Consider the following 12,561-nt stretch of genomic DNA (forward strand, 5'->3'; position numbering starts at 1 on the left):
AGATCGGCCAGGTCATGACCCCGGAGCCATCTGGTTTCGGCCAGTCGGTCACGTGCGCCAGGGCTCGGACAATCTATCCCCTAATTCGAAGGCGCTGGATGCAATCCGCATTGATCAGGCCAAGGCGCTGGCGATCAGCGACGATCACGATGCACAGGACCGGGCATGGTTCGACACACAATCATGGAACCGTGATCCTCATTCGCTTCGCGCCGCCCTGACCCGCGATCACGTCCGCAGCACAGACAAGATTGCCCTGTTCGTCGGGGTCGAGGCTTACGAAGCGGCGGGTGGCACGATCGCGCGTGACCTGTTTGGCGAGGCCGATAGCACATTCCTGACGGATCGGGCGCTTCTGACCAAGCTGGCGACGGAGGTGCTTGAACAGAAGACAAAACCCCTAAAAATCAAGGGGTGGAAATGGGTGGATACCAGCCTTGGAACATCGGCCATCCATAATGGTGGTTTCGCCCGTATCTTCCCTATCGGCCATGCCCCGACCGAAGCCGAGCAGACCGAGCTTGCCAGCCTTGCTGAACAGTTCGATGAGATCGCGGGCCGGATCGAGGACTATGCCGAGGGCGATTCGGCCATTGATACCGACGAGGCCGAGCTTGCCCGGGTCGAACAGCGCATCGAGGATATCAAGAACGCGGGAAAGGTCTACGATACCGAGGAAAAGGCGCTGGCCGGTTGCATCGTCACCATTGCGCACGATGGCACCATGCATATCGAGCTGGGGCTTGTTCAGCCCGACGACCTGGCCGCGCTACGCGCCTTGCGCAATCTGGACACCGCAAACGGTGATGCCGGTCAGGACGATGCCAGCATGCACGGTCCATGCCAATGCCAGAAAGGCCGGTCCCGGAATTTGCGAAAGGCATGGTGTCATGGCCTATTCCGCTGCGCTGATCGAGGAACTGACGGCGATCCGCACCGCCGCCATGCGCAATGAACTGACGCAGCGGCCCGAACTGGCGCTTGCCGTCATGCTCTATCCGCTTGTCCTGAAAACCTTCCTGACCGGGAACGGCTATTGGCGGATCGGCTCCGCCATCGAGATCGGCGGGCAGTTGAAAGACCTCGCCCCTTCGATCAAGGAAGCGGACGCTTGCGATGCCCTCAACGAATGGACCCGCATTCACGAGACATGGGGCTACAAGCTCCCCGGCAATCCGGGTGATCTTTGGCAATGGCTGCTGGAGCAGCAATTGCCCGACCTTCTCGAACTGCTGGCGGTCGTCACCGCCGCCAATATCAACGCAGTCGAGGCCAAACACGATCATGACCGCGAGCGGCTGGCCCATGCCGATCAGCTGGCCGCAGCCCTGAAAATCGACATGAACAAGCATTGGGAGGCTAGAGCACCCTTCCTCTCCCGCTTGTCCAAGGTGCAGATTGCCGAGGTCATGGAGGATGCTGGTTGCGCAAAAACCGTCATCAAGGCAGCACTTAAAGCCACCAAAGCTGAAGCCGTGACGTTGGCCGAAAGGGCGCTGGTCGGAAAGACATGGCTCCCCGGTCCTCTTCGGTTCCCCATCGAAGACGACCATATCAATGAAGATTGGCGTCACGACACGAAAGTGTTGAATCTGTCCGACTTTTGAGAACGTATGGTGATCACGCTGCGAGGATGGATGTTTCGCGCCGTAGCGGCCTGAGATCGAGGCTTTCCGTCGAGGTCCAGATGTAATCGCCAGTGAGACTGATGTGTTGCCACCCGAGCGGGGTGATGTGTTTGACTAGGTCGGGCGGCGTGGCGATACCCTCCCGGTTGAGTTCGGCGAAGGCCGGTTCGAGATAGAGAGTGTTCCAGTAGACGATGGCATTGATCAGCAGGTTCAGCCCGGACGCCCGGTAGATGTAGCGGCTTGCCAACATAAGCGCCTCTGCTCGCAAACATCGGCATTTTCTGCTCGAATTATCTGACAATGGAGCGGGCGTCGTGCTCACGCTCTTTGCCAATGTGCTCGCAAACATCCGGGTCTGCTTGCAAACATCCGCCACGTGCTCAGATTAATTGCCAGCGACGGCATGGTCAAACCGGGACGCCTGCCTGTCGTAGTTGCTCGGTCAGCTGACGGGAATATTCGGGATCAAGGGTGCCCGCCAGGAAGGCGCGGATATACGGACATGCGCTGTGGCTTTCCCTCCTTGGCGCTTCGGGTGCAGGAGGTTCTGCAGCATGATCCGTTGTCAGGGCATCTCTTCGTCTTCAGGGGCCGCAGATCGGATATTTTGAAGATCATCTGGCATGATGGTCTGGGCGCCTGCCTTTTTACCCGGCGGCTGGAGAAGGGCCGGTTTATCTGGCCGAATATGGGATAGCATCCGTCAAGGTGGTGTAGAATTGGGACCGGGCCGTCATGATCAGGCGGCTCTGGGTGAAATTTCTCCATCGCAGCTACGCGAGGAGGTAGAGCTGAGTTTAAGTGCTGTCATTGAAGTTTCACGAGCCTGATAAACGGACGTCATATGTCGCCCATAGTGATGCAAATATTCAATCGATGCACCACTAACGATCAGGATTATTGTGATGCTGGCTCTGAACGGAGTTGCCGTGACCTATGCCAACGGCACCCAAGCTTTGAAGACAACGACATTGACGTTCAACCAGGGTCAGTTCGTCGTGCTCCTCGGTAGATCCGGCGCAGGCAAATCTACCCTCATCCGGACACTCAACGGCTTGGTTGCGCCGACGTCTGGTTCGATCACTTCTAACGATATTGGTGCTCTGGATGCGGAAACTAAGCTTCGCATTCACCGAAGGCGAACTGGGATGATATTCCAGCAGCACCAACTCATAGGGCGCTTGAGCGCGCTCGACAACGTCATGACGGGCCGCCTGGGCTACCACTCTGGCTGGCGTACGTTGTTCCCTATGCCGCGTTCGGATCGAAGGCTGGGGTTGGAATGCCTTGAACGCGTAGGCCTTCTTGATAAGGCTCTCGTCAGGGCGGATCAACTATCCGGCGGTCAGCAGCAACGGGTGGGCATTGCGCGCGCGCTGGTCCAGAAGCCCCAACTGGTCCTTGCAGATGAGCCCGTTGCAAGTCTGGACCCTGAAACGGCTGTCGAGGTCCTGTCGCAGCTTCGCGAAATATGCACAGCCGACGGCATCACTGCTGTGATCAGCCTTCATCAGATCGATCTAGCTCGCCGGTTCGGCGACCGGGTCATTGCTATGCGCGACGGGGAAGTGGTTGCGGACGCCGCTGTCGACGAACTGACCGATCAAATGTGTGCGTCGATCTACCGCAGCGCCCCAAGAAATCCGACCACAACACAAGATTTGTCCAACTACGAGTATGATCAACCTTTAGCTGCCATGGAGGCCGCATTATGAAGAAGCTTCTGTCCCTCGCATTCCTCGCCGTTCTTGGCTGGAGTTCGTTGGCGCATGCTGGCTCAAATCCAGAGACATTGCGCGTCGCGTTGCTACCGGACGAGAACGCCGCCACTGTCATCAAAAACAATCGTCCTCTCGAGGAGTATCTTGAGAAGACACTCGGTCGGGAGATTGAACTGATCGTAACGACCGACTACTCGTCAATGATCGAAGCGATGCGTTTCGGCCGGCTTGAGTTGGCTTATTTCGGGCCGCTCTCTTACACGCTCGCGAAAACCAAGGCTGATATCGAGCCTTTCGCAGCAGTTATGAAGGATGGCGAAACTACCTATCGCGCTGTAGTTGTCGCCAATGCAGAGGCTGGCATCGAAAGCCTTGAAGATGCAAAAGGGAAAAAGGTCGCGTTTGGGGACGTGGCTTCCACCTCAAGCCACCTTATCCCGAAATCTATGCTGCTTAAGGCCGGAGTTGAGGCTGGAAAAGACTATAGCGAGAACTTCGTAGGGTCGCATGATGCCGTGGCTATTGCAGTGCAGAATGGCAATGCTCAGATTGGCGGACTTTCGTTGCCCATCTACAATTCAATGGTCGCTCGTGGCACCATTGATCCTAAGAAAGTTATCGCCCTCGCCGAGTCCGATCCGTTCCCGCAGTACCCCTGGACCATGCGGTCGGATCTTGACACTTCGTTGAAAGAGGCGATCACCAAAGCCTTCATCGACCTTAAAGACGAAAAGGTATTGGCATCCTTCAAAGCCGATGGGTTCGCTCCGATCGATGACAAAGCCTACGACGTCGTCCGTGAGCTCGGTAAAGTGCTGAACTTGGACCTGAGTCAGTAAGGCGCGTTCGAGACAGTTTCTCACCTTTCGACGCAGGCGCTGGCCTGCGTCCTTTCTTCCAGGATATGTGATGACACAGCCGTCGGCCGACTACGACTCTATCCTTCAACATCAAAACAAAGCTTGGACCAGAGCTGGCGTGATCGCGTTGGCAATTGCGTGTGTGATCATTGTTAGCAGTTATCACTCCGGTCTTCTTGATCTGGAGCGTCTGGGATCTGGGTTTCCTGCGCTCTGGCAGCTCGGTACGGAAATGTTTCCCCCGGATTTCAACCGAGGCTTGGAGTGGATCAGCCCTCTCATCGACACTCTGGCGATGAGTATAGCTGGGACTGCGATCGCGGTACTGATATCACTTCCAGTTGGCTTTTTCGCCTCAGGGAAAACAGCACCCAACGCTGTCATCTATATGATCTCGCGTGGATTGTTGAATGGTCTACGGTCGATCCCGGAGCTGATTATGGGCATCGTCTTCGTGGCGGCAGTGGGATTTGGAGCGCTCCCAGGCGTGCTGGCTCTTGGTCTTCACTCGGTTGGCATGGTGGGCAAGTTCTTTGCGGAGGCGATCGAGCATTGCGATAATGCGCCTATAGAAGCCGCACGCGCAGCTGGTGCGTCGCCGTTCCAGATCGTGACGCGGGCGATCTTGCCACAAGTTCTACCGCAATTGGCCGATGTGACCATCTATCGGTGGGAGTACAACTTCCGCGCCTCGACAATCCTGGGCACTGTGGGAGCTGGTGGTATCGGTTTCGAGTTGATGACATCCCTCCGGATCATGAATTATCAGGAGGTTCTTGCGATCATGCTCGTTGTCCTTCTGATGGTCACCATCGTTGACCAGGTCGGCGCTCTCCTCCGCCGCCAGCTGCAATAGAAGGATAAATTAAATGCTCCCAAAGGTAGTAATCACCCATCGCGTCCACGAGGAGATTATCTCAAAGCTATCTCCCCACGCTCGTTTAGTTTGCAACGATACTGATGATACATGGCCCCGCGAGAAACTGCTCGCAGAATTGAGCGACGCCAAGGCGATGATGGCGTTCATGCCGGACATGATCGACGCGTCTGTACTCGCGCACGCTCCCGATCTTCAACTTGTGGCATGTGCGCTGAAAGGCTTCGATAACTTCGACATCGAAGCCTGCACGCAGCGTGGAGTCCACGTCACGATAGTGTCCGATCTTCTCACTGACCCGACAGCCGAACTTACAATCGGTCTGATGATTGCTCTTGGGCGGCACATTCTGCCAGGCGACAAGAGCGTCAGGAGGGATTACAAAGGTTGGCGCCCTCGGTTTTACGGCCTTGGGCTGCAGGGCACAGCAATCGGCATTTTAGGGATGGGAGCGATCGGAAAAGCTATAGCACAGCGCCTAAGTACCTTCGGCGCCATTGTGTCGTACTGGGATCGTCAATCCCTGGACAAAGCCGATGAGATCAGACTGAACGTAAAGCCTCTTGAATTTGACCAGTTGATCTCGTCGTCTACCTTTCTTGTGTGTGCACTCCCGCTTTCGGCCGAAACGAAGCATCTCCTCGGCGCTGAACAACTCGCCAAAATGCCCAAAGGAGCACTTCTTATTAATCCTGCACGCGGAAGCGTGGTTGATGAAGAGGCTGTTGTCGCTGCATTGCAGGCGGGGCGCTTGGGAGGCTACGCCGCTGATGTTTATGAGATGGAGGACTGGGCCAGACCCGACCGGCCTGACAAGGTCCACGGGGGTCTCCTCAATCGCGAACATGATTCGATCTTGACACCCCACATAGGCTCAGCAGTGGCGAAGTCGCGTTTGGCTATCGAGCACGAGGCTGCTGACAACATTATAGATTTTGTCCAAGGCCGAAGACCTCGTGCGGCAATTAACGAGGTTCAACTAATTCCTTGATTAGAGAAAGTAATGTTTAGCCTTTCGCATGTCGAGGTTCGAAACTGGTAATCGAGGCGTCTTCAGCAGCTTTCCGACTGTCGCGACGGCTTCGATAGGATAACCGACTGTCTCGGCTGGTCGATGTGAAACGACTCGGCAAGGATATACTATTCTTGCCATTCGCGGCTTCGAGAGTCACGAAGGACTGTGTGCCGCTCACAGGCAAGGGCTCGCCAGTACTTGCGGTTCCTACGCAGCCTTTGACCGTCACAAGCTCATCCTGGACCGCCTGCCAGCGCCGGAATACGTTGGGTCCGACTAACAGCTCGGTACCTATATTTTGGAGATTGATTAAGCGTTTACAGGATGCTCAAGGCCGGCCTATCAAGCCCGCCTCAAATCCTGAAATCATCGAAAAGCTCTTGAGGAAGGAGATTGATCTAGCCTTTACCGAATGGTGGGACGATCGAAAAGGATATCAAGCCCGCCTTTGGCGGAAGGAAAAGCTGGTAATAATCGTATCCCCACAGCATAATTGGAGGACGCGAAAAACAATTGAAGCGGCAGAGTTATTTCAAGAGTCCCTCATTGGCGGAGAACGTGGAACCGGTACCGGATCCGTGCTCCGCGAGGCCTTCGGCCAAGCGGCAGAGCAATTCCCAATCTCATTCAATGTCGGGAGCACTGAGGCTGTGAAGCATGCAGTTCGAGCTGGTCTCGGCATTTCGGAAGCAATGCGGAGCACTGTACCGATGCGAGCTCGCGTCCTCTAGGTTTATGAGGTTTCTGTTGAGGCAGATTGGGGCAAGTCTGCTGTTTGGCTGTATGATCCCGCTCATATGGAGGATGCGCACCGGCAGATCGCGCTTAAGGTTATACTCGATGCGAGCGCCCCTCTGGGTGACCTAGCACTACTTTGGCAGATTGGGGCAAGGCTGGTTTGAGATGATTTGTGCTCTCTTTTTCGGGAGCGCGACATGGCAGATTGGGATACGGAGCTTTCAGCATTTTGCAGCGCCTCTGGATAAACTTGACTTGCGCGAGGCGACGACAGATGTGTGCCCAGTCTATGTGTCGATGATACCGGTCTACCGAAGAAGTGACCGCAAGAGTATCGAGCCGATGGCGGAACGGTTTGCTCCAGGCCAGTACGACCGCTTGCACCATTTCATTTCCGATGGTCTTTGGGATGCAGCGCCTCTTGAGACTGAGCTTGCGCGACAGGCGGACAGGATCGTTGGTGCATCCAGTGCATTTCTGGTGATCGATGATACCGGTCTCGGTTGATCGCGGCTGAAGGGCGGTTTGGCACTCGGGCTGGGTGTCGCGCGGCGGCCTTCCTTCGATGCTGGGAAAGCGGCCTCACCTTGCGGTCAGCGCTGGTTCAGAACGTCTTGCCCGAGACGAGGTTCCTGTTCCGGTTGGCTTGCGTCTGTTTCTGCCCGAGAGCTGTCGGTTGACCAGCGACACGGAACGGATGGCCAAGGCCGGGGTTCCCGATGCCATGCGGACATCTCGCACGAAGCCGGAGATCGCTCTTGCCGAGATTGATCGGTTGATCGCGGCTGGCATCCGGTTTGGCACAGTGCTGGCTGACGCAGGCTACGGCCTGTCGGCGGCCTTCCGCCAGGGGCTAAGTGGACGCGGCCTCACCTGGGCGGTCGGCATCCCCAAGCATCAGAAGGTCTATCCCCATAAAGTCGAATTGATCTTTCCCGTCTCCGGTCATGGTCGCCCACGCAAGCATCCGATCCCCGACATTCTGTCGGTTGCAGCCGAGACGATCCTGACGCAGGCAAGCTGGAAGAAGGTCAGTTGGCGGCGTGGCAAGGTCGGTGATTGCCGCCTGCCTCTCGATGACGAACGCCGTCAGCGTGGCGTAGCGGCGCTCGGATGTAAGGCGTCGTATCTCACGGGCATGCAGAATGCGGGCGTCCCGGGCGATGATGCCATAGCGGTTGGCATGGATCGTTTTACGTCGCTCATCGGAAATCGCCGCCGAACGCAGAACCTCAAGCCGGGCAATCAGGCCCTTGAGGTTTTTCAGTTTCGTCCCCTCCGGCGCTTCCGCAATCCAGCCGAGATGGCTCCGATCGCCGGACCGATCGATGAGAAGCTGATCAAGCGCCTCGATGGACGGTTGCTCCATGCCCCGGATCAAGCCGCGATAAGCCTGTCGTCGCGCTGCCGCCCGGCCCGCCATCGCCAGACGTATCAGCAGTTCCGGCACAGGAACGAGCAGCTTCCTCTCCTTCAGGGCTTCGATCACGGCCTTGGTGATCGGCTCGCCTTGTTCGGTAGCGGCTGCCTCGCGTGCCGCCGCGGTGATCAGGGATCGATAATCGCTCGCCCGGACGGGCCGGAGATCCAGTGCGACGACAATCTCCCGCGTATGTTCTCGACGGGTTTCCTCCCGCTGGGCATAGAGTGCGAACACCGCAGCGTCGATGCCCAACTGGTCGGCGACAACGGAGACGACTGCCTGAGGCGGAACTTCCCCAGCGCGGAGCGGACGACCGAGATCACGCACCAGGGCGAGTTGGATGGCAAAACCCAGACGATTATGCGATCGGCGATGCGCCCTGGCGAAAGCGATGTCCTCAGCGGACAGCGCATAGCGCGCGAGGGCCTCTTCATAAACATCGGGTGGGTCGAACAGAACGGTGCGCGACTGCGCGTCGAGGAAGGCCATCGGTCACACCCGCTCTCAAACTGGGGGAGCAGGCTCATCTTCTTTGCCCGGTCCGGTCCATCCGGTTCGCCGCAATGTATCGATGAGAGTCGAGCGCGGCACCTTGAATGTCCGACACACCGACGCCTTGCTGGCGCCGGCTTCCAGCGCCGCCAGAATCTGCTCAACCTTGTCGGTGTCGATCGTCGGTGGCCTACCGCCCTTGCGACCGCGCCGGCGTGCCGCCGCCAGTCCAGCGTTGACCCGCTCCGTGATCAGCACTCTCTCGTATTCGGCGAGCGTGCCAAACAGGTTGAACAGGAACGCACCGTGCGAATTCGTCGTGTCGATAGCTTCCGTCAAAGAGCGGAAGGCGACCCCGCGCATCTTCAGATCCTCAACGATTCTGATCAGGTGGGAGAGTGATCGGCCCAGACGGTCGAGCTTCCAAACGACCAGCACGTCACCCTCGCACAATTCCGCAAGGCAAGCCTTCAGCCCCGGCCGATCGTCGCGCGCGCCCGAAGCGCGATCCTGATGCAGGTGACGCTGATCGACCCCGGCCGCGAGCAGGGCGTCGCGCTGCAAGGCAACCGACTGCCGCTCATCACCGCTCGATACCCGCATGTAACCGATCAACATGCACGACAAACCTCAAATTCCGTGTTGCCGCACAGTCTCACATTCCGACAGGGTTTGTCGCGCAAATAATTGCCCAGTCACCCCGTCGATTTCGACCCGCCGAACCGCTACGCGGAAATCATCTGTTTTCCGTCACGCCAAAAATCTCTTAGCGGGTAATATTGCAGAGATTCCCACGGAGCCCCTTCAACGGCTTCTGCACTTCCCGAACGGATCGGGTGACGCGAGCAGCCGCCTGGTTATTGGCTCGCCGCGTCAGGATGCCCATGAGTTTCTTGAACATGTCGATCGCGCAATCAGTGAGATGGCGGGAAAGGTGGAGCACTGTCGCAGCCAGGACAGCATGTCGGCGTTCGGTGTTAAGGTCGCGCAGATGCTGCGCGCTCATTCGCGTCCCCTCTGCAGCAAATTCGTCAAAGACCTTGGCCGGAATGCGATCCATCAACGTCGTCGGCAGGTTCAGAGACCGGAGAAAGCGAATGCGCTCGGCAATTCTTTCGAGGTTGACGGCGGCTGGCGACAATGCCGGTGTTCTCGCCCAGGCAAGGATGGTCACGCTTGTCCCCTCACGCGGATCGAGAAGCTTGTCCAGATCGAGCTTTTGGCCTTCTGAGATCCCGCCGGCCAAGGCCCGATGAGCAATACGAATGCCGCGCCTGATCGCCACATGAATGATGGCTTCGAGCGCCGGCCGCGCTGGCAAGAGAATTCTCCTGCGTCGTAGTTCTTCCACCACCATATCCGCCAATACATCGGCCTGGCGCAGGGTTTGCGCGGCAGGTGTCAGCCAGCCTGTGAGTGCCCGCACGTCCGAAGGCACAAACGGACGCATCTTCATCCTGTCGAAAAGCAGGGCCAGATGCTCGCGCCGCGTCTGCGGGCGCTCGAAATAACGATCGATCTCATGGTGATCGACGCCGATCTGCCGCGCCAGAAATCGTAAGACGCCAGCCGGCAGGACCTCGCCATCCGCAAGCGGTCGGCCCGGATATCGTAGCGTGGCTAGAACACAGGCGAGGCCCAGCCTATTCGGGGCCTTGTTCTGTCGCATGATCAGGTCGAGATCCGATCGATCCAGCGTGTAATGTTTGGCGATCTCCCTTTCGTCATCCGGGATGATCGTCGCCTGTTGCCACCATGCCTCGCTCAGTAGTGCTCTTCGCGCCATTCTCTGATCTTCCCGTTTCGTTGCGGAGAGTGCAGCGAACCGGAAAATGCGTGTCCGACAAACGAACGTTTCGCGGCATCCACAAGTTTTGTCCGCAAACCTTGTCATGAAACGGCAAATCGGACAATGTCCGAATTCAACGGAAAAACGGACAAACCACGTCTCATGACCTCTATCGGCTATGCAAGGGTCTCCACCGGCGAGCAGGACACCGCCCTGCAACTCGACGCTTTGCGCAAAGCAGGTTGTGAAAGGCTGTTCGAGGATAAGGCATCCGGCGTGAAGACTGACCGGCCCGGATTGGCTGAGGCGATCCGCTACGTTCGCGACGGCGATACGCTCACAGTCTGGAAGCTCGACCGCCTCGGCCGGTCGATGAAGCACCTCATCGAGATCATCACCGAACTGGAGGCCAAAGGCGTCGGCTTCCGATCCATCACCGAAAACATCGACACCACGACATCCGGCGGTCGCCTGGTCTTCCACCTGTTCGGCGCGCTGGCACAGTTCGAGCGCGATCTGATCCGGGAACGAACACGTGCCGGTCTGCAAGCCGCAGAGGAACGCGGCCGACGCGGTGGCCGACAAGTCGTCGTAACCCCGGAGAAACTTGCCAAAGCCCGCCAGCATCTGGCGGCCGGTTTGAACGTCCGGGAAGCCGCCGCCCGCGTGAAAATCGGGAAAACCGCCCTCTACGAAGCTCTCAGGGCCGAAAAAGCAACGACATCCACGGTTAAACCAACCTGAGTTCCGGATACGTTCTTAAAAGTCGGACAGATTCGCCACTTTCGTGTCGTGACGCCAAGATTCGTCATCGTAGAGCCGTAAGGGGGGTCTGAGTAGCAACGGAACAGAAAACCTACATAAGGATTTCAAGGCTCTTCGTCCGGATCGACATTTTTCGGATCGCGTAGCGGCCTGAGTTCGCCTCGGGCCACGAATTCTGGGAGCGTAAATGCGTATCGGCCGACCATGTTGACATGTCTGAAGCCGAGCGGCGACAAGCGCGCGACATCCTCCGGCCTGACATCGTACCTTTCGACTACGAGTTGGTTGAGGGCGGCATCCGTGTAGATGGTGTTCCACAGCACGACGAGATTGACGACCAGACCGAGTGCTCCGAGCTGGTCTTCCTGACCTTCACGATAGCGCTGGCGCAATTCGCCGCGCTTTCCATGGAAGATGACGCGGGCGAGCTGATGGCGTCCTTCACCGCGATTGAGCTGGATGAGAATACGGCGCCTGTAGCTTTCATCGTCGATGAATCGCAGAAGATAGAGGGTCTTGATGAGGCGGCCGAGTTCCTGCAGGGCGCGAGCAAGACGGGTTGGCCGGTCATTGGTCTGAAGGGTCCGGGTGAGGCCAGCGGCCTGTACAACACCGAGTTTGAGGGAGCCAGCAAGCCGCAACAGATCGTCCCAATGGTCGGCGATCAGCTTCATGTTGATCCTGTTCGACGCGATATTGTCGAGGATGCCGTAGTCGGCTTTAGCATCGACGCGCCAGAATCTCGCGCCGCCGACATCTGCAATGCGAGGGCTGAACTGGTACCCGAGCAGGTAGAATATGCCGAAGATGGTGTCGGTATATCCAGCCGTGTCGGTCATGATTTCTGTCGGCTGAAGCTCGGTCTCCTGTTCCAGCACGATGGCGAGCAGATTGAGGCTGTCGCGCAGGGTGCCGGGAACGGTCATGGCGTTAAGGCCAGTGAACTGGTCCGAGGCGAGGTTGTACCAGGTGACACCGCGCTCCTGCCCAAAATATCGCGGATTGGGGCCGGAATGAATGGTGCGGACCGGCACGACAAACCGCAATCCATCGGCGGAAGCCACTTCGCCGCCGCCCCATTTCCTCGCCAACGGGATGGCGTTTTGCGCCGCGACCAGGGCGGCGTTTGCAGCGATCAGCGTCTCGGCGCGCAGGAAGTTTTTTGCCCAACTGAGCCGCGAGCGTCGAAGTGCCGGGACATCGAGGCGTACCAGCGGCTCGAATCCAGTATTGGTCGCCTCGGCGACAAG

The 12,561-nt window shown here is 57.8% G+C and carries 11 protein-coding genes and 4 pseudogenes; 10 read left to right on the plus strand and 5 right to left on the minus strand.

Annotated elements, in window-relative coordinates; all coding sequences use genetic code 11:
- Positions 1–52 precede the first annotated feature (52 nt).
- Together IG197_RS33225 and IG197_RS33230 are read left to right on the plus strand one after the other, a co-directional pair.
- Complete coding sequence (locus tag IG197_RS33225; protein WP_192321317.1) at positions 53–955, plus strand: hypothetical protein; 903 nt, start codon at positions 53–55, stop codon at positions 953–955.
- Positions 891–1,607 (plus strand): hypothetical protein, encoded by a 717-nt coding sequence (locus tag IG197_RS33230; RefSeq protein WP_192321319.1) that lies wholly within the window; start codon positions 891–893, stop codon positions 1,605–1,607. Before IG197_RS33225 ends, IG197_RS33230 begins: the two co-directional genes overlap by 65 nt.
- Before the next feature lie 13 nt (positions 1,608–1,620).
- Here IG197_RS33230 and IG197_RS33235 read toward each other — a convergent pair.
- Positions 1,621–1,860, minus strand: a pseudogene (locus tag IG197_RS33235) (Tn3 family transposase); the annotation flags it as partial.
- Positions 1,861–2,133: 273 nt separating this feature from the next.
- On the opposite strand from IG197_RS33235, the pseudogene tnpB reads away from it, so the two are divergent.
- From tnpB to IG197_RS36465, 7 genes and pseudogenes are all read left to right on the plus strand, one after another.
- Positions 2,134–2,316: pseudogene (gene tnpB, locus IG197_RS36460) on the plus strand (IS66 family insertion sequence element accessory protein TnpB); the annotation flags it as partial.
- Between the two features lie 220 nt (positions 2,317–2,536).
- The gene (gene phnC, locus IG197_RS33245; protein ID WP_006473175.1) at positions 2,537–3,346 is read left to right on the plus strand and encodes a phosphonate ABC transporter ATP-binding protein; all 810 of its coding nucleotides are present in this window, start codon (positions 2,537–2,539) and stop codon (positions 3,344–3,346) included.
- A complete protein-coding gene (gene phnD / locus IG197_RS33250) occupies positions 3,343–4,191 on the plus strand; it encodes a phosphate/phosphite/phosphonate ABC transporter substrate-binding protein (RefSeq protein ID WP_046802286.1) in 849 nt (282 codons plus the stop codon). Before phnC ends, phnD begins: the two co-directional genes overlap by 4 nt.
- A 70-nt stretch (positions 4,192–4,261) precedes the next feature.
- Positions 4,262–5,068: a phosphonate ABC transporter, permease protein PhnE gene (gene phnE, locus IG197_RS33255; RefSeq protein ID WP_006473411.1), complete on the plus strand. Its 807-nt coding sequence runs from the start codon at positions 4,262–4,264 to the stop codon at positions 5,066–5,068.
- A 13-nt stretch (positions 5,069–5,081) separates the two neighbouring features.
- Entirely contained in the window at positions 5,082–6,080 is a 999-nt protein-coding gene (locus IG197_RS33260) for a phosphonate dehydrogenase (RefSeq protein WP_003501101.1), read from the plus strand.
- A gap of 191 nt (positions 6,081–6,271) precedes the next feature.
- Positions 6,272–6,835 (plus strand): LysR substrate-binding domain-containing protein, encoded by a 564-nt coding sequence (locus IG197_RS33265; RefSeq protein ID WP_246765521.1) that lies wholly within the window; start codon positions 6,272–6,274, stop codon positions 6,833–6,835.
- Positions 6,836–7,103: 268 nt separating this feature from the next.
- Positions 7,104–7,899, plus strand: a pseudogene (locus IG197_RS36465) (IS701 family transposase); the annotation flags it as partial.
- On the opposite strand, the pseudogene IG197_RS37010 reads toward IG197_RS36465, so the two are convergent.
- The 3 genes and pseudogenes from IG197_RS37010 to IG197_RS33290 all read right to left on the minus strand — a co-directional run.
- A pseudogene (locus IG197_RS37010) lies at positions 7,891–8,754 on the minus strand (DUF4158 domain-containing protein); the annotation flags it as partial. The pseudogenes IG197_RS36465 and IG197_RS37010 sit on opposite strands and share 9 nt — an antisense overlap.
- A gap of 15 nt (positions 8,755–8,769) precedes the next feature.
- Complete coding sequence (locus tag IG197_RS33285) at positions 8,770–9,375, minus strand: recombinase family protein (protein ID WP_046802288.1); 606 nt, start codon at positions 9,373–9,375, stop codon at positions 8,770–8,772.
- Between the two features lie 148 nt (positions 9,376–9,523).
- Positions 9,524–10,543 (minus strand): DUF4158 domain-containing protein, encoded by a 1,020-nt coding sequence (locus IG197_RS33290; protein WP_246765522.1) that lies wholly within the window; start codon positions 10,541–10,543, stop codon positions 9,524–9,526.
- Between the two features lie 165 nt (positions 10,544–10,708).
- Here IG197_RS33290 and IG197_RS33295 point away from each other — a divergent pair, with 165 nt between their 5' ends.
- Positions 10,709–11,290 carry a recombinase family protein gene (locus IG197_RS33295; protein ID WP_024897959.1) on the plus strand — a complete coding sequence of 194 codons (582 nt, stop codon included), beginning with the start codon at positions 10,709–10,711 and terminating at the stop codon, positions 11,288–11,290.
- Positions 11,291–11,415: 125 nt separating this feature from the next.
- On the opposite strand, the gene IG197_RS33300 is transcribed toward IG197_RS33295, so the two are convergent.
- Positions 11,416–12,561, minus strand: a 1,146-nt coding sequence (locus IG197_RS33300; RefSeq protein WP_192321323.1) for a Tn3 family transposase, incomplete at its 5' end; no start/stop codon positions are given.

Source organism: Aminobacter sp. SR38 (assembly GCF_014843375.1).
GTDB lineage: Bacteria > Pseudomonadota > Alphaproteobacteria > Rhizobiales > Rhizobiaceae > Aminobacter > Aminobacter ciceronei.

Excerpts from the sequence above, each read along its gene's own strand:
- IG197_RS33230 (WP_192321319.1), top strand. The coding sequence starts at position 891 with ATGGCCTATTCCGCTGCGCTGATCGAGGAACTGACGGCGATCCGCACC.
- phnC (WP_006473175.1), top strand. The coding sequence starts at position 2,537 with ATGCTGGCTCTGAACGGAGTTGCCGTGACCTATGCCAACGGCACCCAA.
- phnD (WP_046802286.1), top strand. The coding sequence starts at position 3,343 with ATGAAGAAGCTTCTGTCCCTCGCATTCCTCGCCGTTCTTGGCTGGAGT.
- phnE (WP_006473411.1), top strand. The coding sequence starts at position 4,262 with ATGACACAGCCGTCGGCCGACTACGACTCTATCCTTCAACATCAAAAC.
- IG197_RS33260 (WP_003501101.1), top strand. The coding sequence starts at position 5,082 with ATGCTCCCAAAGGTAGTAATCACCCATCGCGTCCACGAGGAGATTATC.
- IG197_RS33285 (WP_046802288.1), bottom strand. The coding sequence starts at position 9,375 with ATGTTGATCGGTTACATGCGGGTATCGAGCGGTGATGAGCGGCAGTCG.
- IG197_RS33290 (WP_246765522.1), bottom strand. The coding sequence starts at position 10,543 with ATGGCGCGAAGAGCACTACTGAGCGAGGCATGGTGGCAACAGGCGACG.
- IG197_RS33295 (WP_024897959.1), top strand. The coding sequence starts at position 10,709 with ATGACCTCTATCGGCTATGCAAGGGTCTCCACCGGCGAGCAGGACACC.